The 24,561-nt window shown below is 64.5% G+C and carries 23 protein-coding genes and 1 tRNA gene; 10 read left to right on the plus strand and 14 right to left on the minus strand.

The window, feature by feature from the left end:
* Positions 1–191: 191 nt before the first annotated feature.
* Positions 192–1,850: an NAD+ synthase gene (locus tag AAA969_RS08310; protein ID WP_338245530.1), complete on the minus strand. Its 1,659-nt coding sequence runs from the start codon at positions 1,848–1,850 to the stop codon at positions 192–194.
* Positions 1,851–1,916: 66 nt separating this feature from the next.
* Positions 1,917–2,846 (minus strand): Gfo/Idh/MocA family protein, encoded by a 930-nt coding sequence (locus AAA969_RS08315; protein WP_338245531.1) that lies wholly within the window; start codon positions 2,844–2,846, stop codon positions 1,917–1,919.
* A 176-nt stretch (positions 2,847–3,022) separates the two neighbouring features.
* On the opposite strand from AAA969_RS08315, the gene AAA969_RS08320 reads away from it, so the two are divergent.
* The 3 genes from AAA969_RS08320 (at position 3,023) to AAA969_RS08330 (ending at position 5,643) form a co-directional block, all read left to right on the plus strand.
* Positions 3,023–3,856 (plus strand): hypothetical protein, encoded by an 834-nt coding sequence (locus tag AAA969_RS08320; RefSeq protein ID WP_338245532.1) that lies wholly within the window; start codon positions 3,023–3,025, stop codon positions 3,854–3,856.
* A gap of 32 nt (positions 3,857–3,888) precedes the next feature.
* Positions 3,889–4,884: an NADP-dependent oxidoreductase gene (locus AAA969_RS08325; protein WP_338245533.1), complete on the plus strand. Its 996-nt coding sequence runs from the start codon at positions 3,889–3,891 to the stop codon at positions 4,882–4,884.
* Between the two features lie 492 nt (positions 4,885–5,376).
* Positions 5,377–5,643, plus strand: a complete 267-nt coding sequence (locus AAA969_RS08330; RefSeq protein ID WP_338245535.1) for an HU family DNA-binding protein — start codon at positions 5,377–5,379, stop codon at positions 5,641–5,643.
* An 85-nt stretch (positions 5,644–5,728) separates the two neighbouring features.
* Here AAA969_RS08330 and AAA969_RS08335 read toward each other — a convergent pair whose 3' ends face one another.
* From AAA969_RS08335 to glmU, 5 genes are read right to left on the minus strand one after another with little or no spacing between them, the layout of a single operon-like run.
* A complete protein-coding gene (locus tag AAA969_RS08335; protein WP_338245536.1) occupies positions 5,729–7,099 on the minus strand; it encodes a class II 3-deoxy-7-phosphoheptulonate synthase in 1,371 nt (456 codons plus the stop codon).
* A gap of 1 nt (position 7,100) precedes the next feature.
* Entirely contained in the window at positions 7,101–8,489 is a 1,389-nt protein-coding gene (gor, locus tag AAA969_RS08340) for a glutathione-disulfide reductase (protein WP_338245538.1), read from the minus strand.
* Between the two features lie 28 nt (positions 8,490–8,517).
* On the minus strand, positions 8,518–9,219 hold the full coding sequence (gene rpiA, locus AAA969_RS08345; RefSeq protein ID WP_338245540.1) for a ribose-5-phosphate isomerase RpiA: 702 nt from the start codon (positions 9,217–9,219) through the stop codon (positions 8,518–8,520).
* Positions 9,216–10,685 (minus strand): NAD-dependent succinate-semialdehyde dehydrogenase, encoded by a 1,470-nt coding sequence (locus AAA969_RS08350; RefSeq protein ID WP_338245542.1) that lies wholly within the window; start codon positions 10,683–10,685, stop codon positions 9,216–9,218. Before AAA969_RS08350 ends, rpiA begins: the two co-directional genes overlap by 4 nt.
* Positions 10,682–12,040 carry a bifunctional UDP-N-acetylglucosamine diphosphorylase/glucosamine-1-phosphate N-acetyltransferase GlmU gene (glmU, locus tag AAA969_RS08355; RefSeq protein ID WP_338245544.1) on the minus strand — a complete coding sequence of 453 codons (1,359 nt, stop codon included), beginning with the start codon at positions 12,038–12,040 and terminating at the stop codon, positions 10,682–10,684. Before glmU ends, AAA969_RS08350 begins: the two co-directional genes overlap by 4 nt.
* 115 nt (positions 12,041–12,155) lie before the next feature.
* Here glmU and AAA969_RS08360 point away from each other — a divergent pair, with 115 nt between their 5' ends.
* Entirely contained in the window at positions 12,156–12,845 is a 690-nt protein-coding gene (locus AAA969_RS08360) for an HAD hydrolase-like protein (RefSeq protein ID WP_338245546.1), read from the plus strand.
* On the opposite strand, the gene AAA969_RS08365 is transcribed toward AAA969_RS08360, so the two are convergent.
* Positions 12,846–13,064, minus strand: a complete 219-nt coding sequence (locus AAA969_RS08365; RefSeq protein ID WP_011642908.1) for a hypothetical protein — start codon at positions 13,062–13,064, stop codon at positions 12,846–12,848.
* A 251-nt stretch (positions 13,065–13,315) separates the two neighbouring features.
* On the opposite strand from AAA969_RS08365, the gene AAA969_RS08370 reads away from it, so the two are divergent.
* The 5 genes from AAA969_RS08370 to AAA969_RS08390 all read left to right on the plus strand — a co-directional run bounded on the left by AAA969_RS08370 (position 13,316) and on the right by AAA969_RS08390 (position 18,592).
* Positions 13,316–13,390 (plus strand) — tRNA-Val (locus tag AAA969_RS08370).
* 193 nt (positions 13,391–13,583) lie between these two features.
* Positions 13,584–14,627 (plus strand): extracellular solute-binding protein, encoded by a 1,044-nt coding sequence (locus tag AAA969_RS08375; RefSeq protein ID WP_338245549.1) that lies wholly within the window; start codon positions 13,584–13,586, stop codon positions 14,625–14,627.
* Between the two features lie 2 nt (positions 14,628–14,629).
* Positions 14,630–16,246: an ABC transporter permease gene (locus AAA969_RS08380; protein WP_338245551.1), complete on the plus strand. Its 1,617-nt coding sequence runs from the start codon at positions 14,630–14,632 to the stop codon at positions 16,244–16,246.
* 21 nt (positions 16,247–16,267) lie between these two features.
* Complete coding sequence (locus tag AAA969_RS08385; RefSeq protein WP_338245553.1) at positions 16,268–17,299, plus strand: ABC transporter ATP-binding protein; 1,032 nt, start codon at positions 16,268–16,270, stop codon at positions 17,297–17,299.
* Between the two features lie 93 nt (positions 17,300–17,392).
* Positions 17,393–18,592 (plus strand): APC family permease, encoded by a 1,200-nt coding sequence (locus tag AAA969_RS08390; protein WP_338245555.1) that lies wholly within the window; start codon positions 17,393–17,395, stop codon positions 18,590–18,592.
* Between the two features lie 24 nt (positions 18,593–18,616).
* Here AAA969_RS08390 and AAA969_RS08395 read toward each other — a convergent pair whose 3' ends face one another.
* From AAA969_RS08395 to AAA969_RS08415, 5 genes are all read right to left on the minus strand, one after another.
* Positions 18,617–19,492 carry a mechanosensitive ion channel family protein gene (locus AAA969_RS08395; protein WP_338245557.1) on the minus strand — a complete coding sequence of 292 codons (876 nt, stop codon included), beginning with the start codon at positions 19,490–19,492 and terminating at the stop codon, positions 18,617–18,619.
* A 221-nt stretch (positions 19,493–19,713) separates the two neighbouring features.
* Complete coding sequence (locus tag AAA969_RS08400; protein ID WP_338245559.1) at positions 19,714–20,787, minus strand: Leu/Phe/Val dehydrogenase; 1,074 nt, start codon at positions 20,785–20,787, stop codon at positions 19,714–19,716.
* Between the two features lie 119 nt (positions 20,788–20,906).
* Positions 20,907–21,497, minus strand: coding sequence for a uracil-DNA glycosylase family protein (locus AAA969_RS08405; RefSeq protein ID WP_338245561.1), 591 nt, complete (start codon positions 21,495–21,497; stop codon positions 20,907–20,909).
* A complete protein-coding gene (locus AAA969_RS08410) occupies positions 21,484–21,756 on the minus strand; it encodes a DUF3253 domain-containing protein (RefSeq protein WP_338245563.1) in 273 nt (90 codons plus the stop codon). The genes AAA969_RS08405 and AAA969_RS08410 overlap by 14 nt, the downstream gene beginning before the upstream one ends.
* Before the next feature lie 12 nt (positions 21,757–21,768).
* Positions 21,769–22,206, minus strand: a complete 438-nt coding sequence (locus AAA969_RS08415; protein WP_047158340.1) for a PaaI family thioesterase — start codon at positions 22,204–22,206, stop codon at positions 21,769–21,771.
* Between the two features lie 144 nt (positions 22,207–22,350).
* Between AAA969_RS08415 and AAA969_RS08420 the strand changes: the two genes are divergently transcribed.
* Positions 22,351–23,073, plus strand: coding sequence for an acyltransferase (locus tag AAA969_RS08420; protein ID WP_338245569.1), 723 nt, complete (start codon positions 22,351–22,353; stop codon positions 23,071–23,073).
* Here AAA969_RS08420 and AAA969_RS08425 read toward each other — a convergent pair.
* Entirely contained in the window at positions 23,070–24,542 is a 1,473-nt protein-coding gene (locus AAA969_RS08425) for a flavin-containing monooxygenase (protein WP_425325046.1), read from the minus strand. The two genes, AAA969_RS08420 and AAA969_RS08425, sit on opposite strands and share 4 nt — an antisense overlap.
* Positions 24,543–24,561 lie beyond the last annotated feature (19 nt).

Genomic DNA, 24,561 nt, shown 5'->3' on the forward strand with positions numbered 1-24,561 from the left:
TAACCGATGGAAAGAATGTGGCGGGGTGACGCAGGAGCTTCCAAGCAGGCGCGCACCAGGCGTGGATATATCCATACATTGCTTGTCAGCCAGCAGGCCGCATCCGGTTTTCCAGCTCAAGGGTGGGACCGCGACGCGGCCGCTCTGCGGCCCTTCGGGCCACCTTCCCCGTCAAGGGGAAGGTCCTGAACTCAGTTGCGAAACCGGTTGGTGATCGGATAGCGCCGATCGCGGCCGAAATTCTTGGGCCCGATCTTGGCGCCGGGCGGGGCCTGGCGGCGTTTGTATTCGGCGCGGTAGAGGAGATTCTCGATGCGCTTGACCTCGGCTTCGTCATGACCGTCAGCGACCAGCTCGCGCACCGAGCGTTCTTCCTCGACCAGACCATAGAGAATGGCGTCGAGGATGTCATAGGGCGGCAGGCTGTCCTGGTCGGTCTGGTCATCGCGCAATTCCGCCGAAGGCGGCTTGGTGATGATGCGCTCGGGAATGACCTGGCCAACCGGGCCGAGGCCGACCCGGTGATTGGCCGAATTGCGCCACCAGGCCAGCTCGAAGACCTCTGTCTTGTAGATGTCCTTGAGGGCGTTATAGCCGCCATTCATGTCGCCATAGAGGGTGGCATAGCCGACCGCCATCTCCGACTTGTTGCCGGTCGAGAGCACCATCGGGCCGAACTTGTTGGAGAGCGCCATCAGCACCACGCCGCGTGTGCGCGATTGCAGGTTCTCCTCGGTCGTATCCGGCTGGGTGCCGGCAAACGACTCCGACAGGATCGAGCCGAAGGCGGCGATCGTCGGTTCGACATCGATGATGTCATAGCGCACACCCAGCGCCTCGGCGCAGGCCTTGGCGTCCTCGAGGCTGTCGGCGCTGGTGTAGCGGGACGGCATCATGACCGCCCAGACCTTGTCGGCGCCCAGCGCGTCGACTGCGAGGGCCGCCGAGATTGCGCTGTCGATACCGCCGGACATGCCCAGCACCACTCCGGGAAAGCCGTTTTTCTCGACATAGTCATGCAGCGCCAGCGTGGTCGCTTTCCAGTCGGCTTCCAGTCCGGACTTCACCGAAACCGCGGTACCGCCGGCGCCGAACCAGCCCTTGTCTGTCTTGACCCACTCGACTGCGTCGATACAGGTCTCGAAGGCGGGCAAGCGCTGGACCTCCCGCCCCTCACTATCGAGCGACCAGGAAGCACCGTCGAAAACCAGCTCGTCCTGGCCACCGACCTGGTTGATGAAGACCATGGCCTTGGGCGCCTGCCAGCGGTCGAACCAGCTTGCGAAAGCCTTCTTGCGCTCGCGCTCGATCGTGCGACGCCAGGGCGAGCCATTGATGGCGATGAGCATTTCGGCACCCTGGTCGATCAGCGCCTGGGGCACGGTATCGAACCAGAGATCCTCGCAGATCGGCAGTCCGATCTTGATGCCACGCCACTTGACGATTTCCGGAAGCGGACCGGGCTGGAAGACGCGTTTCTCGTCGAAGACGGCGTAATTGGGCAGCTCATGCTTGAAGCGCAGGGCGACCAGTCGCCCCTCGTCCAGCAGCGCCACCGCATTGTGCAGGCGGGAATTCTGTTTCCAAGGCAGACCGATCAGGATTGCCGGACCACCGCGGGTGGCCGCCGCCAGCGTATCAAGCGCCTCGCGGCACGCCTCGACCGCCGAAGGCTTGAGCACCAGATCCTCCGGCGGATAGCCGAGCATGAACATTTCCGGAAAGACGACGATGTCGCCGCCCCGTGTCCGGGCCTCGGCATGAGCCGCACGGGCCATCGCCAGATTGCCCGCAATGTCCCCGACAACCGGGTTGAGCTGGGCGGTAACGAGGGTGATACGATCTGTCATGCGCGCGACTTAGACCGCGCCGCCAAGGACGGCAAGTCCGGGATCAACCGGGAGCGGCGGCCCCGATCAGGACCCGTAGGTCCGCGCGCCGTCGATCGCCCGTGCCGCATCGAGCGCCCGCAGGCCGGCAATGCCGGGCACCGCGACCGGCGCACCGTCAAGCACGGACGCGATGAACGCGTTGACGTTGGCCCCCAGCGAGTCCTTCGCCAGCGGATCCTCAGCGAAGTCTGCATTGAGCGCATACGGGGTGGTGTTGACGAAGGTCTTGGCGACGAAATCAATGTCCAGCACGCCGGTCTCGTACTCGACCCGCATCTTGCGATCACGCTCGTGATGGATCCGGCTGGCCGTCAGATCGGCCTCGCAGCCATTGTCGAAGACCAGCTTGGCCCGGGCGATATCGGGATGGCCGAAACGGCCCTTGTCGACCTCGCCACTGACCGATTTCACGGCGCCGCCGGACAGGGCGATGACCAGGTCGAGGTCATGCACCATCAGGTCAAGGGTTACCGAGACGTCGAGGCAGCGCTCGGAGGGCGGCCCCATGCGGCTGGCGGTGATCTTCAACGGCCTTGCATCGACGGCGAACAGTCCCATCGCATTGAACACGAAACGCTCCTGGTGGCCGACCTGGAGCACGACGCCATGCTTGGATGCCAGCGCGATCAGTTCGCGCGCTTCTTCGACCGTCGAAGCGATCGGCTTTTCGACCAGGACATGCTTGCCCATGGCGAGAGCCGTCGCGGCAGCCTCAAAGTGATGGACTGCGGGGCTGGCCACCGTGATGGCGTCCACTTGCCCGAGGAAATCGGCGAAATTGTCGAAGCCTTTCGCCCCGTGCTTTTCCGCAAGCGCCCGGGCCCGCTCGAGGTCCGGCTCATAGACACCGACCAGGTCCACACGCTCATGGGCTGCGTATTTGGACGCGTGAAAGCCGCCGAACACGCCGGCCCCGACGACACCGGTCCGCAGGATACGAGAATTGGACACCATGAAACTTCCTTGGCTGTTGGCGCCGTGCATAACGGTGCCGCGGTCACGATCAAGCTCGCCATGCATCACCACTTGTTTCGGGCAATTGCAGGGCAGGATCGCGGAATAGCTGCGCTCTGACGACTTGCACGGATACATCCCCCGTCTAGGATGCCCCGTCACCGTGGGGGATCGAGATGACAGAGCAGCCGGACCGGACTGACCAAAAGCCAGACAAACCGCCTGCAAAGTCCGAGCCTGACTCGACGCTCGACACGATGTCGATCGCCGTGTTCGACGTCGATGCCCGCATTTTCCGGACCATGCTGGACAGCTTCATCCGGGTCAGCGCCGTCGCCCGTGCCGGGCTCGACCGCGACTACAGCCGCTACCTGTCGCCGATACGGGTCTTCATCGCTCTGTTCTCCTTCCAGTTTGTCGTCGCCGCGCTGTTCGGCACCCCGCTGGTCGCGACCATTGAAAGCCTGACAGCCGGGCTGGAAAACGTGGATACGGAGGCTTGGCTGGCATCGGCCCGCCTCGCCAGCGACACGCCGCTGACCATCGCAACGATCAACAATGCAATCGGCGATGCGCAGGCCTTCATGATCTGGCCGATCACCGTGATCGCCTCCCTGCCCTACCTGCTCCTGCTCAAGCTCTATCGTCCCTCCATCCCGCTGTGGGGGCATTTGCAGATTTACCTGACCGGCACCAATGCCAGCTTCATCGTGATGATTGCCTTGATCCCGTCGCTGTTGCTCGGCCCGGATTACTTCTCGCTGGCGATGATCCTCGCCATGCTCGTCTACTTCATTCTGACCGGTATCCTGCTGCGCCGGTTTTATGCGCAATCTGCGGGCGGCACCGCCTGGCGGATGGTCGGACTCGTCGCCATGCTTCCGGTCACCCTGCTGCTGTCCTTCGCCGGCACGACCCTGACGATCGACCGGGTGCTGGAGACCGAGTTCGGGCTCGACCTGATTAGCCTCTGGTCGCCGGACCTGTTATCCCCTGACACCACACAATAAACCCACCCCAGAAAAAGACCGGGAGCCTCCCCATGAAATCACGTGAAGTCCATCTCAACGCCTATCTCAAGGGCACGCCGGACCCGAAATACTATGACGTCGTCGAGACCGAAGTCCCGGCCCCGGGCGCCGGCGAAGTCCTGGTCCGCAACCTCTTCATCTCGGTCGACCCCTATATGCGCGGCCGGATGAGCGGGATCCGCACCTATATCGGTCCGTTCGAACTCGGCAAGGTGATGGATGGCGGCGCTGTCGGCGAAGTCATCGAGAGCAATTTCGACGGTCTCAAGCCGGGTGACCATGTCAGCTCCATGCATGGCTGGCGTGAGGCCTATGTCGCCCCGGGCGAGGGCCTGACCAAGATCGACACCTCGATCCTGCCGCCGCAGGCCTTTCTCGGCATTGCCGGCATGCCGGGCCTGACCGCCTATGTGGGCATCAAGCGGATGATCAACCTCCAGCCCGGCGAGACGCTGTGGATGTCCGGCGGCGCCGGCGCGGTCGGCACGTCCGGCATCCAGTTCGCCAAGGCGATGGGCGCGACCGTTATCGCCACGGCTGGCGGCGCCGAGAAATGCGCCTTCGTGAAATCACTCGGTGCCGACCATGTCGTCGACTACAAGGCGACCGACAACCTCACCGCCGCGATCGCCGAAGTCGCCCCGAACGGGGTCGATGGCTATTTCGAGAATGTTGGCGGCACGCACTTCACAGCGGCGCTGAACTCGCTGCGCCCGAAAGGCCGCATGGCCGCCTGCGGCATGATCCAGCGTTACAACGACACCGCACCGGCAACCCTGCCCGACAATCTCACCCAGATCGTCGGCAAGTCGCTGACCATTCGCGGCTTCATCGTCTCGGACCATGCCGACATGTTCGGTGACTTCGTGAAGGATCTCGGCGCCTGGATGGCCGCCGGCAAGATCAAGCCGGCTGAAACGATCATGGAGGGGATCGAGAACGCGCCGGCCGCCTTCTCCGGCCTCTTCACCGGCCAGAATACCGGCAAGATGCTGGTCAGGATCTAGCATTGCCCCTACGCCTCGGGACCTGACCCTTCGGGGGTCGGGTCCCTGCGCCGGCCCGATACGGCGCCAAACAGACGACACCGCCAGCCACACTCAAGCCCTATCTCCGGGTCAGTCGACCCAGCGTCCAGCCACCGGCTATCGCTGCCAGAACCGGTGACCAGGTCTCCCCTGCACCTGCGAGATGGGCGAGCAGATACACCCCCAAACCTGCTGCAAGTGCGAACGGGAGCATGCGAATCGGACGATTCGCGGATGGCGCGTTAGGAGTTGGTTCACCGTGATACATGGCTTGCAGGGTACGCAATTCGGGGGCCGAACTGTGAAAAACCTCGCTCTGACAGTGAAATTGCAGCGATTTGGGCCGGATTCGCCTGTTGCAGCTTGCAATCGCAGGCAGTTCTTGGCCTTGATGGACCGTCAACGAACACGCGGCACCCGGACGGCTACGATGACCGTGCTTGCCGGACCGCGACAACTGGGGGGAACCCTATGAACAAGTCTGATCTCGCCAAAGCCGTTTCCGAAAAGACCGGCCTGTCCCGCGCTCAAGCGGGCGAAGCAGTCGATTCCGCCATCGAAGCCATCGTCGGCTCGGTGAAGGCAAATGACAGCGTCCAGATCGCTGGCTTCGGCACCTTCTATGCCAAGCACCGCGAAGCACGCGAAGTGCGCAATCCGCGCACCGGCGAAACGATGATGTCCAAGGCTCGCACCGCGGCGGCTTTCCGTCCGGCTGCTGCCCTCAAGGACATCTAATCAGTCCAACGGGTTCTGATTACGCGAAACGCCGTCCGGATCACTCCGGACGGCGTTTTTCATGGCCGGTACCCAAGACCCGGTGTCAGGCGGCGTTGGCGGCCGAACTGTTTTTGCGGATACGCTTGAGCGACTCGGCGATGCGGAAAGCCATGTCGAGCGCCTGGTCGGCATTGAGACGCGGGTCGCACTGGGTGTGATAGCGGTCGGCCAGGTCAGCTTCGGTGACCGGCTTGGCGCCACCGGTACATTCGGTGACATCATGGCCCGTCATCTCGAAATGAACCCCGCCGGGATAGGCCCCCTCGGCGTAGAGCACATCCATGAAGCCCTCGAGCTCGGACAGGATGCGATCGAAGTTACGGGTCTTGTAACCATTGCCGGTCTTGACCGTATTGCCGTGCATCGGATCTGACGACCAGACCACGTTGCGGCCAGCCTTGGTCACCGCACTGGCGAGCGCCGGCAGGTTCTTCACGACATTGTCCGCCCCCATCCGCACGATCAGGACAAGACGGCCCGCCTCGTTCTCGGGATTGAGCGCGTCGATCAATGACAGGAGCTCATCCGGCTGCATGGTCGGACCGCATTTGACCCCGACCGGGTTGGAGATGCCCCGCGCATACTCGACATGGGCGCCGTCCAGCTGACGCGTGCGCTCGCCGGTCCAGATCATGTGGGCCGAGGTCGCGTACCACTGACCGGTATTGGGGTCACGGCGGGTCAGCGCTTCCTCGAACGGCAGGTGCAGGGCTTCGTGACTGGTGAAGAAGTCGACAGCTTCCAGCGACGGTGCGCTGTCACGGCCGATGCCGCATGCCTTCATGAAGGCCAGGGCCTCGGAGATGCGCGTCGCGGTCTCGGCGTAGCGCTCGGCCGCCGGGCTGCCGCTGACGAAGTCCTGGGTCCACTGGTGGACGTTGTGCAGGTCGGCATAGCCGCCCGAGGCGAAAGCCCGCAACAGGTTCAGCGTCGAGGCCGACTGGTCATAGGAGCGGATCAGGCGCTGCGGGTCCGGCTCGCGGGCCTCCGCCGTGAATTCGGGACCGTTCACGCTGTCGCCGCGATAGCTGGGCAAGGTCACCCCATCAATCGTCTCGGTGTCCGACGAGCGCGGCTTGGCAAACTGTCCGGCGATCCGGCCGACCTTCACGATCGGCTTGGAGGCGGCAAAGGTCATCACGACGGCCATCTGCAGCAGAACCCGGAAGGTGTCGCGCACGCCCTCTGTGGAGAAGTCCTTGAAGCTCTCTGCGCAATCGCCGCCCTGAAGCAGGAAGGCCTTGCCGGCCGATACATCACCCAGCTGGCGATGCAGACGGCGGGCTTCGCCGGCAAATACCAGCGCCGGCCGTGCCGAAAGCTCGTTGAGCACCGCATCCAGTTTGGCGGCGTCCTTGTAGGTCGGCATCTGGCTGACGGGTTTATCGCGCCAGGATTGGGGGGACCAGGTCATGTTACTCGGCTGCTTTCAACTCCGGTGGTGTCCACTTTTCCTTCATGGTCACCAACTCTTCCGCACTGGTCGGATGCACGGCACAGGCCGCATCATACTGATCCTTGGTCAGGCCCGCCTTCACGGCGATCCCGGCCAGCTGGATCATTTCAGGCGCATCCGGCCCGACAATATGGACGCCCAGTACCCGCTCTGTCTCCCCGTCGACGACGAGTTTCATCAGCATACGGGACGCGTCCGATGTGAGGGATAGTTTCATAGGCCGGAACGAGGTCTTGTAAACATCAACCTGTGCATATTTTTTGCGCGCATCGGCCTCGGAGAGACCAACAGAGCCAACAGGCGGCTGTGTAAAGACGGCTGACGCAATGTCTTCGTGGTCATAGGCGGTCGGCGTCCCACCAAACACGGTCGCGGCAAAGGCCGCCCCCTCGCGGATCGCCACCGGTGTCAGATTGACCCGGTTGGTGACATCGCCGACGGCGTAAATGTTCGCAGCCGAGGTCTTCGAGAAGGCATCGACCTTGACCGCCCCACTCGGGTCCAGTGCCACGCCGGCCTTGTCGACACCCAGATCGACCACGTGCGGATTGCGACCGATCGCATACATCACGACGTCGGTATCGATATGATGGCCATTGTCGAGATGGACCCGCTTGCGGCCATTCTCCAGCGCCTCGATCTTGGAGAATACCGTGTGCGTGATCACCCGCGCGCCCGAGCGCACCAGCTCTTCATGGACATGACTGCGCACATCATCGTCAAAGCCGCGCAGGACCGTGTCGCCGCGATAGACCTGGCAGACCTCGGAGCCCATACCGGCGAAGATCTGCGCGAACTCGCAGGCGATATAGCCCCCGCCGGCAATCACGACATGCTTCGGCTGGGCCTCGAGATGGAAGGCCTCATTGGAGGTGATGCCCAGCTCGGCCCCCTCGATCTCGGGAATGTAGGGCGTGCCACCGACCGCGATCAGGATCTTGTCGGCGGTCACCGTCGTGCCGGACTTCACGAGGCGAATGGTGTGCGCGTCCTCGAACACGGCCCGGTCCTCGATCACCTCGACTCCGGAATTGTTGAGATTGCGACTGTAGATGCCGGACAGGCGATCAATCTCGGCATCCTTGGCGGCAATCAGCTTTTCCCAGCTGAACGCGGTCTCGCCGACGCTCCAGCCATAGCTCTCGGCCAGCTTGAAGGCCTTGGCGAACTCGCTCGCATAGACCAGCAGCTTCTTGGGCACGCAGCCGCGAATGACGCAGGTCCCGCCAACCCGATACTCCTCGGCAACAGCCACCTTGCCGGCGCCATGCTGTTTGGCCATCCGGGCCGCGCGGACACCGCCGGAACCGGCGCCGATGACGAAGAGGTCGTAGTCGTACTGGGTCATGAACTTCCCTTGTGGTGCGTGTCGGAGCCTAAAGCTCCATCACCCGGGCTTCACCGTCTTCACCAACGATGACCACACGGGCGAGATTGATGAACAGGCCGTGTTCGACCACGCCCGGAATCGCTTTCAGGACCTGGTCGACCGCCCGGGCATCCGGGATGGCCTGGCAGGCGCAATCGAGAATGTAGTGCCCGCCATCGGTGATCAAAGGCTCGAGCCCGTCACCCTTGCGGCGAAGCTGGACATCCGGTGACGCCACACCGGCCTTGCGCAGGGCCTCATAGACCTGGCTGGCGGTCAGTGAAAAGCCGAAGCGGTCCACTTCCACCGGCAGGGGAAACTTGCCAAGCGTCGAGACCAGCTTGGTCTCGTCGACCATCACAATCATCAGGTCGGAGGCGTGCGCGATGATCTTTTCGCGCAGCAGGCAGGCCCCGCCGCCCTTGATCAGCTGGAAGCGACCATCGACCTCATCGGCGCCGTCGATCGTGATGGCGATATGGTCGACATGATCAACATCGATCAGCGGCACGCCATGCTCGGCCGCGACCTCGGCGGTGCGCTGCGAGGTCGGCACGCCACGCACCTCGAGGCCGTCGCGGACCTTTTCGCCCAACAGGCGCAAAAAGATCTCGGCCGTGGACCCAGACCCCAGCCCGAGCGTCATTCCGCTCTCGACATAGTCGAGCGCGGCTGCCGCTGCGAGTGTCTTCTGGCGCTCGGCGCTCATCCCTCGACGCCACCCAGCAGCACGTATTTGAGCTCGGTGAACTCCTCGACGCCCCACTTGCCGCCTTCGCGACCAATGCCGCTTTCCTTGACGCCGCCGAACGGTGTCGAGGCCGCACCGACCATCGGCGCATTGATGCCGATCATGCCGTACTCGATACCCTCGCTCAGGCGGTGAACCCGCCCGACATCATTGGTGTAGATATAGGCCGCGAGACCATAGGGCGTGTCATTGGCCAGCTTGATGATGTCGGCCTCGCTTTCGGCGCGATAGACCGAACACACCGGCCCGAAGATCTCGGAACAGGAGACGTCCAGCGACGGGTCGGCGCCATCGATCAGGGTCGGCGCATAGAAGGAGCCACCCAGCTCGTCGGCCAGCGACTTGCCGCCGGTGACGATCCGCGCGCCCTGTTCACGTGCCTGGCTGACCAGCTTGTCAACGCGGCTCACCGCCGTCATGTGAATCAGCGGACCGACATCGGTATCGCTGGCGAAACCATCCCCGGCCTTGAGTTTGGAGATCCGGGCCTCCAGCGCCGCGACCAGCTTGTCGGCAATGGCCGGCTGGGCGATGATCCGGTTGGCGGAGACGCAAGTCTGGCCGGAGACGCGGAATTTCGACGCGATCACACCGTCAGCCGCCTTCTCGATATCGGCATCATCCATGACGATGAAGGGGGCATTGCCGCCGAGCTCGAGGGCCACGCGCTTCACGGTCGAGGCCGCCTGCTTCATCAGCAGCTTGCCGACCGCAGTCGACCCGGTGAACCCGACCATGCGGACATCACTGGAACTGGTCAGAACGCCACCGATGGCCGGCGCGTCACCGCACACCACATTGAAGACGCCGTCCGGGATGCCGGCGCGTCTCGCCAACTCGGCCAGGGCCAGGGCAGAGAGCGGGGTCTCCGGGGCCGGCTTGATGACCATGGTGCAGCCCGCCGCCAAGGCCGGTGCACACTTGCGAGTAATCATCGCATTGGGGAAATTCCACGGCGTGATGCAGCCGACGACACCGATCGGCTGACGGATGGTCCAGCCGCGCGAACCCGGGAAGGGCGTCGACAGGGTTTCGCCATGGACCCGCTTGCCCTCTTCCGCCGACCATTCGATGAAGGAGGCGCCGTAGATGACCTCACCCTGGGCTTCCTTGTTCACCTTGCCCATTTCGAGCGTGATCAGGGTCGCCAGATCCTTCGCGTTCTCGTGGATCAGCTTGTACCAGTTCATCAGCAGGCGGGCGCGCTCGAAAGGCGAGACCTTCTTCCAGCTTTCGAAGGCCCGGGTCGCTGCAGCGACAGCCTTGCGGGCGCCTGCTTCACCGACATCGCCGACGGTTGCGATGACCGCGTTATTGGCCGGGTTCAGAACCTCAACACCGCCCTCACCGCTGACCCACTGGCCATCAATGAAGCTGTCCGTCCGAAACAGGCTCTTGTCATCAAGACGATCCGTCACACTCATGTCTGGCTGTCCTTCCTGGCCTTGCGGGCAGTCTTGGCAGCCGTGAAACGGGCCGCCCAGCCCGGCTTGTGGGTTTGCGTTGTCCGCGCGAGCGCAAGCGCGTCAGCGGGCACATCCTCGGTCACGATGGTCCCGGTCGCCGTGAAGGCACCGGCACCGACCGTGACCGGCGCGACAAGACATGTGTTCGAGCCGATGAAGGCATTCTCGCCGATCACCGTGCGATGCTTGTCAAATCCGTCGTAATTGCAGGTGATGGTACCGGCCCCGATATTCGCGTTCGCGCCAATGGATGCATCGCCGATATAGGTAAGGTGGGAGACTTTTGCGCCCTCTGCGAGCTGCGATTTCTTGATTTCGACGAAATTACCCACCTTCGAGCGTTCGCCGAGCTCGGCACCGGGCCGAAGGCGCGCGAACGGGCCGACACTGGCGCCGCGCTTCAAGACCGCGCCCTCGATATGGCAGTGGGCATGAACCACCACATCTTCCTCGATCACCACGCCGGGACCAAACACCACATTGGGCTCGATCACCACATCGCGCTCGATCTGCGTGTCATGGGCGAAGAAAACGGTCTCCGGGGCCACCAGCGTCACGCCGCCAGCCATCATCCGGGTCCGCATACGGGTCTGGAAGGCAGCCTCGGCAGCCGCCAGATCGGCGCGGGAATTGACCCCCAGAACCTCGTCGGCATCGGCGATGACAACGGCGGCCCGAAGGCCCCGGTCGCGGGCGAGACCGACGACATCGGTCAGATAATATTCGCCATTTGCATTATCATTGCGGACCTCGCCCAGAAGTTCGAACAGGAGCGCCGCCGGCGCCGCAAGCACGCCGGAATTCACAAGGCCGACCGCGCGCTCGGCATCATTGGCATCCTTGAACTCCACAATCCGGTCGAGATCGCCATCGGCATTGGTAATCAACCGGCCATAGGCCGCCGGATCCGCCGGTTCGAAACCCAGGACGGCAACCGATGCGCCACCCTCCAATGCCGCGAAGACACGGGCCACGGTCTCTGACGAAATGAGGGGTGTGTCGGCATAAAGGACGATGGCATCGCCGGAGAGGTCTGCCAGCGCCGCCCGGGCGGCAAGAACCGCGTGCCCCGTCCCCTTGGGCGGATCCTGCAGGGCCGTCTTCGTCCCCAGCGCCTCGGCGGCATCCTTCACCGCCGGCGAGTGTGCGCCGTAGACCGTGACAATATCCGAGGCCGCGCAATCACCGGCCAGGGCGACGGCCCAGTCCAGCATGGGGCGCCCTGCGACCTTGTGCAGGACCTTGACCGTTTTCGACTTCATTCGCGTGCCTTGACCGGCAGCGAGGATGATGGCGGCGCGGGATCGGGACATGCCGGCTTCCTTGTTCCGTAATTTCGACGGTTTCAACCTGCCACGCGCTATAGCCTATCGCTCCGGTGCGCGTAACCTAGCTTCTCCCGTTTTGCCCACCCAAAGGCCTGAATTCATGCTCGATCCCCGTGACGTTGCCCTGTTTGCCGATGCTGCGATCGCCTTCGACCTCGATGGCACGCTGGTCGACACGGCGCCGGACCTGCTGCGCGCGCTCAATGCGGTGATCCAGCCGCGCGGGCTCGAGGCCGTGGAGTTGCACGCTGTCAGGGCCATGGTCGGGCGCGGCGCGCGCGCCCTGCTCGAGCGTGCGCACGCCGCCCAGTCACGAACACTGGCCGACCCGGACGACGCGGTCGCGGAATTCATCGAAATCTACCGGTCCGACGTGGCCGCCCACAGCCGCCCCTTCGATGGCGTCGAGGAAACACTGGCCTGGCTCAAGGCGCAGGGAAGCCGGCTATCGGTCTGCACCAACAAGCCTTCTGTCCTCTCGGACATGCTGATCGGGGAATTGGGGCTGTCGGGCTATTTCGACCGCATTATCGGTCCGGAACGAACCACCGCGAAAAAACCGGCGGCGGACCATCTCTTCGATGCCCTGGGAAGCGGCTATGGCCGGGCCGCCCTAGTCGGGGATAGCGAGCCGGATGTCGCATCGGCCGCAGCCGCCGGACTACCGAGCATCGTGATGAGCTATGGCTACAGTGAAAGACCGGCCGACTCCTTGGGAGCCGGCCGGGTCATTCATTCATTCAGCGATGTTCCGCTGGCGCTCGCCGGGCTGTGGCGAGGCACGACCTGATCAGGCCGAGCGACGCTCGCGGCCAGCGTCGTTGGCAGCGCGGGTCGGCATGCCGTTGACGAGGTTGGAGCGCACATCCGTGCGGGCAGACCGCATGGCGGGCATGAAGCCGGCTTCCACGAGGTCAACGGAGACATCATAGCCACGCTCGGCCCAGTAGGCTTCAATGCGGGCTTTCAGACGACGCGCACCCTCGGGCGTGCACAGATCATTACTCATGAACAAAACCTCCTGCTCGACCGAAGCTCTCCTCGGCCGGGAATTGCGTCCAATCGGGTTGATTGACGGACCGACCACGACGGCCGAATTCCAGCTTGGTGGAGGCTGATATAGGGACCAGCTGCATATGACGAGACCATGACGGTGTGGCAAGTTGTCGCACTTGGGGCGTGACCCATCTGCGCTTCAACTTCCACATGTGGTTGACCGGGCAGAAGTGCCTGCTTATACGCTCGCTTTCCGGAAACACCGGGCGATTAGCTCAGCGGGAGAGCACCTCGTTCACACCGAGGGGGTCACTGGTTCAATCCCAGTATCGCCCACCATTTCCACAAATCTCCTTGTTCAGATGATACCGCTACAGACGCAGCAGGCGACTCACCTGGCCGATTCCCGCGTCTTTTGACGGGCGGCCTCGCCCGGTGCGGCGCGATGGCGCACAAGAAACCTGCAACCCATTCTTGCGAAACATTCTCATTAGTGAGAGGACTTCATCCGATCAATAAGATTGGGTGAGAGATGAAATCCGTGAAATTCCTCGTACTCGCCGCCAGCGCGACGCTGGCTGCCTGTTCGCAACCGGTGACCGATGAGAGCAGCGATGCTGCGCGCGTCGTGAATGTCTACAGTGCGCGCCACTATGCCAGTGATGACGCCATCTACGCCGCCTTCACGGAACAGACCGGCATCGCCGTCAATGTGGTCGCTGCCGGTGGCGACCAGCTGATCGAACGCGTCCGCGCCGATGGCGAGCGCAGCCCCGCCGATGTCATCATCACGGTCGACGCCGCCCGCCTGCACCGCGCCGAACAGGCCGGGCTGTTTGCCGAGACCGATTTCAGCGACCTGACCAGCACCGTGCCGGCCAATCTCATCGACCCTCAGGGCTATTGGGTATCGATGGCAAAACGGGCCCGCGTGATCGCCTACTCGAATACCCGCGTTCAGCCCGGCGAGATCGAGACCTATGAAGACCTTGCCGACCCTCGCTGGCGCGGCCGTATCTGCGTGCGCGAGAGCGGCAATGCCTACAACCAGTCCCTGCTCGCCTCGATCGTCGCCCGCTCGGGCGAAGAGGCGGCCCAGGCCTGGGCCCAGGGCATTGTCGACAACATGGCACGCGCCCCGCAGGGCGGCGACATCACCCAGATCCAGGGCATCGCCGCCGGCGAATGCGACGTCGCCATCGTCAACCATTATTACTATGCGCTGATGGTCAATTCCGACGAGCCGGCGCGCCAGGCCGCTGCCGCTGCCGTGACCCTCTTCTTCCCGAACCAGGAAACGTCAGGCGCCCATATCAACGTGTCCGGGGCCGGCATCGCCGCCAATGCTCCGCACCCGGACGAGGCCCGCGCGCTGATCGACTTCTTCTTCACCGACGAGGCCCAGCGGATGTTCGCCGAGCTGAGCAACGAGATTCCGGTGAATGCCGACGCCTCATGGGACAATCCGACGCTCGACGCCATGCTGCCTTTCGTCGAGGACAGCCGGAATGTCTCCGAGCTCGGCGACCATAACGAGACCGCCCAGCGCATCTTCGACCGGGTCGGCTGGCAATAGGCATGCAGGCGGCGGCGCGCTCCCTCTATCGCCAGCTGCCGGGCCGTGCGCTCGGCCTGGCCATACTGGCCGCCGCCATTTGCGCGGCCCCGGTGATTGCCGTCGCCTGGATCGCCCTGACCGGCGAGACCGGTGACTATCTGCGCCATCTCGCCGGGACCCGCCTCGCCACCTACCTGACCACCTCCGCCGTCGTGGCCCTGATCGCGGCAACCGGCGCCGGCGTGATCGGCACCGGCCTGGGCTGGCTGATTGCGCGCACCGCGTTCTTCGGCCGCAAGACCCTGGCCTGGGTCCTGATCCTGCCGCTGGCGGTCCCCGCCTATGTCGCCGCCTACGCCTGGCTCGATCTCAGCCATGCCGGCGGCCCCCTGCACGCGATGACCGGCGGGCTGTTTCCGACCATCCGCGGCAGCTGGGGCTCCGGGCTGATGTTCGCCCTGGTCCTTTACCCCTATGTCTACCTGCTCGCCCGCGACACCTTTGCCGGCCAGTCGGCAGACGCCTACAACGCCGCGAGGACGCTCGGTGCCGGGCCCTTCACCGCTTTCTGGCGCACCTCCCTGCCAATGGCTCGCCCGGCGATCGCGGCCGGTCTGGCCCTGGTCGTGATGGAAAGCCTCGCCGACTACGGCACCGTCTCGCATCTTGGCGCACCGACCCTGTCAATCGGACTGATCCGCGCCTGGAGCGGGGCCGGCTCGCTCGTCGATGCGGCCCGCCTGTCCCTCGTTCTCGTGCTGATCGCGATCTTCATTTTCGGCCTGGAGCGCGCTCAGCGCAGCCGCGCCCGCAGCGTCAATGCTGCCGGACGTCACAAACCCGCGCCCCGCCACCCGCTCCACGGTGCCGTCGCGCTCGCCGCTCTCGCCGCCTGCCTTATTCCGCTGGTGCTCGGCATGGTCATCCCGCTTGGACGCCTCGCCTGGCTGGCCCTGCGGACCGAGACCGCCTCGGGCCTCGCCGCTGCCAGCCTGCACAGCCTGACCCTGGCCGGCAGCACTGCGCTGATCGCTGCCGGGCTCGGCCTTGCCACCGCTTACGCCCTGCGCAGCCGGACCGCGATCGCCACCCTCGCCGCACGGGCTGCCGGGCTGGGCTATGCCGTGCCGGGCGCTGTCGCCGCGGTAGGGGTCATCGCCCTTCTGTCAGGGACGCAGGCGCTGATCGATCCGGCCTGGCGGCAGCTCACCGGCGATGTCTTCCCCATCCTGCTCACCGGTACCGGTGCGGCGCTGGTCTTTGCCTACCTGTCGCGTTTTGCTGCGGCTGCAATCAGCCCCGCCGAAACAGCGCTGGCACGGGTCACCCCCTCGCTCGACGGCGCCGCGCGCACGCTGGGTGCCCGTCGCGGCCGGCGGGTCTGGCGCATTCACTGGCCACTGATTGCCGCCGGCGTGACCTCGGCAGGCCTGCTGGTCTTCGTCGAAGTGCTCAAGGAATTGCCGGCGACCATGATCCTTCGCCCGTTCAACTACGACACGCTGGCCATAATCGCGCATAATTTCGCGACCGATGAGCGTCTCGGCGAGGCGGCCCTGCCCTCCCTCCTGATTCCGCTGGTCGCCCTGCTTCCCATGATCTTCGTGGCCCGCTACCTATCGCGGCAGGATCACTAGAACGCCTTTTCGGGGAGCCGCATGGCGGACACGCGTACAGTGTTGAGCATTCGCGGGGCGGAACGCCGCTATCGCGCTGACCACGCCGCACTCGCCGGCGCGGATCTCGACCTGCATGCCGGCCGCATCACCGCCCTGCTCGGCCCGTCCGGCAGCGGCAAGTCGACCCTGCTGCGTGCCATCGCCGGGCTCGAGCGCCTCGAAGCCGGCACGATCCGGCTCGGCGACACGATCTGGAATGACGTTGGCACCCATGTGCCGCCGGAAGCCCGGCGCGTCGGCATGGTGTTCCAGGACTATGCCCTCTTCCCGCACATGACAGCGCTGGCCAATGTCGCCTTCGGTCTCAGTGGTCCGGACAAACAGGCGCGCGCCCTGGCCCAGCTCGAGCTGGCCGAGCTCGGTCCGCGCGCCGGCGCCTATCCGCACGAACTCTCTGGCGGCGAACAGCAACGCGTCGCCCTGGCCCGCGCCCTTGCGCCGCAGCCGACCGTGGTGCTGCTGGACGAGCCTTTCTCGGGCCTGGACCGGCGCCTGCGCGGCGAGCTGCGCGAACGCACGGTCGATACCCTGCGGGCGGCCCGGACCACGGCCCTCATTGTCACCCATGACGCCGAGGAAGCCATGGCCGTCGCCGACGATCTGGCCCTGATGGACAATGGCCGGATCATCCAGACCGGCTCGCCGGACGAGGTCTGGATGAGCCCGGTCAGCGCCACGGCGGCAAAACTCCTGGGCGATGTCGAGATAATCGAAAGCCGCGTCAGCCATGGTCAGGCCGAAACGCCGTTTGGGCCGGTTGACGGCAATGGCTTTGACGACGGTCAGCCGGTCTCCGTGCTGATCCGTCCACGTGCCCTGAGCCTCAGCCTCGACACGGATGGCCCCTTCACCGTGACCCGCCGCCGCTCGGCTGGCCCCCACCTGACCCACCGCTTCCACAGCGACGCCGGGGAATGGACGGCCCAGACGCCCTCGCCCTCGCCGATTGCCGAGGGAGACCGGGTCAGCGTCGCTCTCGATCCGGCCTATGTGCGGGTTGTCCCGGCCTGAATGCGACGCGCCTGCCCCCGGGTTTTGAAGAGATTGCGATCCCGCCCGAGTTTGCACCCCGCATCTGCGTGAAACTGGTATAGGCTGCGCCGCATGGCTAAGCTCAAGCGTGTCATCGGCCCGATCGAACTGGTTTTGTACGGGCTGGGTGTCACCCTCGGAGCCGGCATATATGCGCTCGTCGGCGAGATGGCCGGCGTGGCTGGCGTGTACACGCCGCTGGCCTTCCTGTTCGCCGGCGCCCTCGCCGGGCTCACAGCCCTGTCCTATGCCGAACTGGGATCGCGCTATCCGGAGAGTGCCGGGGAAGCCGCCTATGTCAGTCGAGCCTTCGACCCCCGCGCGCTGACGGCGACCGCCGGTTATGGCGTGATCCTGTCCGGGGCGACGTCGGCCGCTGTCGTTTTGCATGGCTTTGCCGGCTATGTCAGCGAGCTGGCGAACATACCGAGCTGGATTTCAATGGTCGGCGCCCTCGCCGTGCTGAGCCTGATCGCGATCTGGGGGATCAAGGAATCGATCTGGGTCGCCGGGGCGATCACCATCGTCGAAGCGCTCGGTCTTTTGGTGATCATCTTTGTGGCGGCCCCCGGAGCCATCGCCGCCCCGGCGCCGATCATCCCGGACATCGCCATCCCCTGGACCGGGCTGTTCGCGGCCAGCGTGATGGCCTTCTTTGCCTTTATCGGCTTCGAGGACATCGCCAACATGGCCGAGGAGGTCAAACGGCCGCGTCACACCCTGCCGCTTGCCATTCTGGTCACGCTAACCGTCTCGGCACTGTTCTACTTTGCGGTCGCCTGGGTCGCGGTCCGCACCATGTCGCCAGACATGCTGGCGCAGGCCGACGGGCCGCTGGCAGCGCTGTTCGAACAGGCCACGGGACGGTCCGGCGCGGCGATTGCCTATGTCGCGCTTCTGGCCATGGTCAATGGCGCGCTGGTCCAGATCATCATGGCCGCGCGGTTGCTATATGGCCTGTCAAAACGCGGGCTCGCGCCACGCGCGTTCGGGACCATCCACCCGAAACGAAACACCCCCTTCATCGCAACCGGTGTGGCGGCCTTGCTGGTCGCGGCCCTGGCCCTGTCCGGCGTTCTCGGCCAGTTGGCGATCCTCGCCTCGACGGTGACCCTTCTCGTCTTCGCGCTGGTAAATGCGGCCCTGCTGGCCTTGCGGATGCGTGGCGAGCCTAGTCGCGACGACGCCTTTCGCGCCCCGATCTGGGCCCCCGCCCTCGGCCTGGTCGCCAGCATAGCCGTCGCCATCGGCGCCATCGTGACCGCGTTCTAGCCGTGCCGCTGTCGCAACCCGTCGTTAGTTGCCGCCCGGCCAGACGATATTCAGGCGCGGCCGCACAGCTTCGGGACGGTCCTCGACCTCAAAGCTGACCGCAACCATCCACGACTTGTAATCGGGGTCCTTGCCGACAAAGGCGGCAACGACTTCCTCGCGATAAATCGTCTCGATCGGCTGGGCGCGACCGGGCCAGATCCGGAACTTGATCCGGACAAATTCGCGCCCGGAGGACAGGCGCGTCCGCCCGACATTGGACGGCCGCGACAGGAAAATGCCGGGAAACTGCTCGTAGAATCCATGCATCAGCGTGGTCGCCGTCTCTTCCGCGGCATCGCGCTCGGCCGGGTCACCGGTCAGCGTCACATCGACGATGCAGCGGATATAGCCGCGCGGATAATTGATCACATTGGTGATCGTGCGATTGGGAATGAAGACACTGGCCCCCAGCGCGTTCTCCAGCTCCACGAAGCGCATGGAGATCGTCTTGACGATCCCGGTCTGGCCGGAAATCTCGACCAGATCCCCGATGTCCAGAAGGTCGGAAAAGATAAAGGTGACGCCGTTGACGACGTCCTGGACCACGCCCTGAGAGCCGAAACCGATCGCGAGGCCGATCACCGAGGCGCTGGCCAGATAGGCGGTGAGTGACACGCCCAGCTCGTGCAGGATGAAGCCGACAATCAGGAAGTAGACCGTGAAGATCAGAACACTGGCGGCCATCGAGGTCACCGAACGCAGCTTGGCGTCCTTGCGTTCGGACCGCACCGCGATCACCAGGTTGGCCATCACGCGGATCGCCAGCACCAGGCCATGGGCCGCGAACGCCATCCCGGCAAAGGCCAGCAGTCGGCCCCACAGGGGCAGGTCGGAGAGGAGAGCGGTCAGGGCTTCCACGTGATCGATCCTTTGGTGTCAGGGCAAGGCTGAGGCAAGGCGAAGCGAGGCGCAAACGCCAGTCCGCTACCCGCGCGCCAGCAGGCCGCATCAGCCGACCGGGGTCAAGCGATGAGTAGCGGGTGCGCCCCGCGAACGTCCCGACCGGACTTGAGCCTCAACAGCAAAACGCCCCCACCATCCGGCAGGGGCGTTTCAGTGTCAGCGTCCGGCGGCGTAACTTACGCAGCCTTGCCCAGCTTGGCGGCGCGCTTTTCCTCAATGCGCTGACGGGCAATCTCGTCGGCGATGAGGTTGGACGGGCGACCTTCGCGATCGGACTGGTCGAGGATCTCGGCCAGCGTGTTCTCCAAGCCGACCAGCTTGCCCTGGACCCATTCTGGATTGAAGTCGCCGGCGATCTCGCCCATCACATTGATGATGCCGCCGGCATTGAGGACATAATCCGGCGCATAGATCATGCCGCGCTTGAGGATTTCAGCGCCCATCTCACGGGTCGAGAGCTGGTTGTTGGCGGCACCGGCGATGATCTTCGCCTTGATGCGATCAATCGTGTCCGGATTGATCACGGCCCCGAGGGCACACGGCGCAAACACGTCGACATCGAGATCATAGATCTCGTCGAGGCCAACAATGGTGGCACCGTGCTCGGCCTTGAGACGTTCCAGGCCGTCCTGGTTGATATCGGTGATGAAGAGCTCGGCGCCAGCCTTGGCCAGGTGACCGGCGAGATAGGAGCCGACATGGCCGGCCGCGCCCTGGATGGCGATCTTGACGCCGGACAGGTCGGTCTTGCCCAGACCGCGCTCAATGCAAACCTTCATGCCGCGGAACACGCCTTCGGCGGTCACCGGCGACGGGTCGCCCGAGGCTGCCTTGCCTTCCGGCAGACCGACCACGTGGGCCGTCGAGGCGCGGGCGGCCATCATGTCGTCCGGGCTGACACCGACATCCTCGGCCGTGATGTACTGGCCATTGAGGCTGTCCACGGCGCGGCCAAAGGCTTCAAACAGGGCGCGGCGATCAAAGGAGCCCGACGGCTTCATGATCACGGACTTGCCGCCACCGATCGGCAGGTCGGCCATGATGTTCTTGTAGCTCATGCCCTGGGACAGGCGCAGCACATCCTGCAGGGCGGCATCCGAGCTCGGATAGGACCACATGCGGCAACCGCCGCAGGCAGGACCGCTGACCGTCGAGTGGACACCGATGACGGCTTTCAGCCCGGTGACTTCGTCGGTCGCGAACAGAACTTTCTCGTGATTGTCGAAGGACGGATGCTCGAGAACACTCATACCGGCAAAACCCTTTTGTTCCGCTAGAGCGGCCGCCGCTGTCGGGGCCGCGATTTCGGGCGCCGGAATACCCTTTCAGACGGCAAGACACAAGCGGTCAGAAACACCGCGAAATCTGGTTACGATAACATTTCTTTCATGCGGCATCGCAGCATCGGGAGAATTATTTCTCCGAACCACGGGTTTTTGCGCAACCAGGCACTATTCCGCCATGACGGGTGGGGGAGCGGCAGAAAATCGGGCGCATAGTCGGCTGCGTGACGCACGGTTTCGGTGAGGGTTTTGTGCGCCTGCGAACCCAGCCAGAAGCGCTGGGCGTACTGGCCAACCAGCAGGGTCAGGCGCAGATTCGGAAGCCCGGCCCGCACCCGCGCCTGCCATAGCGGCGCACACTCGCGGCGCGGCGGCAGATCGCCGCCCTTGGCGTCGAGACCGGGAAAACAAAAGCCCATCGGCGCGATGGCCAGCTTGGTCGGGTCGTAGAAGTCCGCCTCACTGACCTGTAGCCAGTCGCGCAGACGGTCACCGGACGGATCGGTAAACGGCTTGCCGGAGGCATGGACCCTTGTCCCCGGAGCCTGACCAACCAGCAGGACACGCGCATCCCGATGGGCCTGGATCACCGGTCGCGGCTCGTGTGGCAGCGCATCGGCGCAGACCCGGCAGCCGCGGATCTCGGCGAGAAGCGGGTCCAGATCAGGCGCGGCCAATCCGCCAGACGCCCTTGAAAGTCTCCGGATCCTCGACCGGTTTGCCCTTGCGCAGGATCGTCACCTTGCCGTCCTTGGCAAGCCGGATGGCGGCCTGGCGGACATGGCCGAACTTGCGATTGAAGCGCTCCGGCTCGATATCCTTGGCGACGTCGGCCGGCGCGATCGAACGGCCTTCCGGCGCGGCGGCGACCAATCGCAGGATGGCCTCTTCGATGGGATCCGGACCGGAGCGTTCGGTATCAGGCGTGTCGGTCATGAGGTTTCGATCTCAGCTGGTCTTGGGCGGCAGGGAATAGGTCGCGCTGGCCTGGGCAATCAAGTCTTCAGCGCCGCCGGCAAGGATATCACAATCAGTGACCGCCAGTCGCGACCCGAGTTTCAGCAGACGGCAATGGCCGGTCACCGGCCCGGGCGGCGCCTTGCGCAGGAAGTTGATATTGAGATTGGTCGTCACCGCCAGCGCCTGCTTGCCGACATGGCCGAGTATGACCGCATAGGCGGCAAAGTCGGCCAGCGTGAACAAGGTCGGACCGGACACCGTCCCGCCCGGACGCAAATGCTCTGCGCGGGCCTCGGCGCTGACAATCGCCCGCCCCGGTTCAATCCGCTCGATCACAAATCTGATCCCGCCCTGATTCCACTGCGGGAAGACCTCGTCGAGATAGGCGGCCACCGCCGCGGCATCCATGGAGACGTGCAAACCCATCCACCTGTCCGGCCCTTCGCCTGCACCGCAGGCGAGACAGGGCCCCTCCCTTATAGTCTCATGTCAGACGAAAGCTTTGCCGCCGCAACGCCTTGCGGCAAGCTATCTACTCAGCCGCCCGCCACCAGCCAGACGGATACACCCATGCGCCGCGACCACCGCCCCTATTGGATGCACCAGGCCTGGGAAAGTTTCGAGAACCGCTGGGCGCGACATTTCCTGTGGCCGCACTTTGCTGAGATCGGCCGCGATCCCAAGATCGTGCAGCCCTGGGCGGTCGAGGTTTTCGGACCCAATATCAGCGCCGGCGAATATCTCCACATCATCGCCAACAAGCATGACCCGGTGCGCCTCACGGTCTGGGCACCGCAGACCCAGGCCGGTCGGGTCAGCCTGGGCGATCATGTCTTCCTGGCACCCGGCACGCGCATCCTCGCGGCCGGCGAGATCGAGATCGGCGATGCCTGCCTGATCGCCAACAAGGTCACGATCACCGATTGCGACTGGCACTCCATCCATGACCGCGTCGACCCGCAGCCGGCGTTCAAACCGGTCAGGCTGGGCAAGAATGTCTGGATCGGCGACGGCGCCTTTATCGGCAAGGGCGTGACCATTGGCGACCATTCCGTGGTCGGCGCGCGGTCTGTGGTCACCCGGGATGTCGAACCCTGGACCATCGTCGCCGGCAATCCGGCACGTGTCATCAAGCGGATCGACCCGGACGCCCCGATGAAGACCCGCTCCGACCTGTTCGCGGACGCCGCCGGTCTCGACCGCTTCATGGACACGGCCTACCGGCAGTCGCTGGCCGGCAATTCCACCATTGGCTGGCTCCGCAGCCGGCTGTGGCCGGCGCGCGGGGATTAGCGGCTGCTATCCACCACATAATCCTTCAGCCGGAAACGCTTGAGCCGGCGGCGCATCGCGCCCGTCGTCCACGGCCAGTTGGTGCTGTTGCGACCGTTCTTGTCGATGAAATAGCTCTGACAGCCACCGGCATTCCAGACGCTGGTCTGCAGCGCTGCCTGGACGTCGTCATTGAAAGCGCGCGCCGACTGCGGGTCGACGGCGACGGTGCGGATGCGTCTGGAGGTCAACGTGCGGAGTGCGCTCATGATGTATTTCAGCTGCGCCTCGATCATCACGAAGGCCGAGGAGAAGGTGTAAAGATTGGGCCCGAACATCATGAAAAGATTGGGACAGTCCTCCACCATAGTGCCCAGATAGGCTTGTGGACTGCCCTGCCAGCGCGTCGCCAGTGTCTCGCCGCTCACGCCGGTGATGATTTCGGCCACCGGCGGATTGGCGACCTCGAAACCGGTGGCATAGATGATGATGTCGGCCTCGCAGCTGGACCCGTCGCTGGCGATGATCGTCTTGCCCCGGACCTCGGCTACACCGCCGACCACATCGACATTCTCTTTGACCAGGGCGCGATACCAGTCATTGGATTGGAGGATGCGCTTGCAGCCGATTGCATAGTCCGGTGTCAGCACCGCACGCAGGCGCTCGTCCTTCACCGTGCGATGGATATTCCTCAGCGCCCGCGCCTGCAGTTTACCGCGAGAGCGCGGGCGGGTCAGGCTGTTGTTGAGCTTTTCGAAGGCCAGATAGAGCATCTGCCGCAAGGCATGCTGCAGGACGGGAAAACGCTCGAAGCGGCGCTGCCAGCGCTCGCTGACCGGCGCATCCATCTTGGGCAGAACCCAGGGCGGGGTGCGCTGGAACAGGGTCAGGTGAGCGACGTCAGGCTGGATGGCCGGCACAAACTGGATCGCCGACGCGCCGCTGCCGATCACCGCGACCCGTTTGCCGGCCAGGTCGCAGCCATGATCCCATCGCGCCGAATGAAAGCTGGCGCCGGGAAAGCTCGCAATCCCCTTGATCCGGGGCGTGACGGGCTTGTGCATCGGGCCGCAGGCCATGATCACGAAGCGCGCGCTATAGTCGCCGGCGCTTGTTTGCAGGCGCCAGACCTGTTGGTCGCTGTCCCAACGGGCGGCCAGCAGCTCATGGTTCACGCGCACCGACGGCATGACCCCGAAACGGTCGGCGACGGCATGGGTATAGTCCCGGATTTCCCCCTGCCGGGCAAAGAAGCGGCTCCAGCGCGGGTTGGGGGCGAAGGAATAGCTGTAGAAGGCCGATGGCACGTCGCAGGCGCAGCCTGGATAGCTGTTGTCGCGCCAGACGCCACCGATCTCGGCGCTCTTCTCGAGCACCAGAAAATCGAGGCCCGCCTGCCGCAGCTTGATTGCCGCACCGATCCCGGCGAAGCCGGCACCAACCACGATCACCTCATGATGACGGGTCTGCGGGTCCGGGGTCGTCGTCATCGACAGCAGGACCGTGTCG

Origin of the sequence: Maricaulis maris (genome assembly GCF_036322705.1) — a bacterium.
GTDB classification, from domain to species: domain Bacteria; phylum Pseudomonadota; class Alphaproteobacteria; order Caulobacterales; family Maricaulaceae; genus Maricaulis; species Maricaulis maris_B.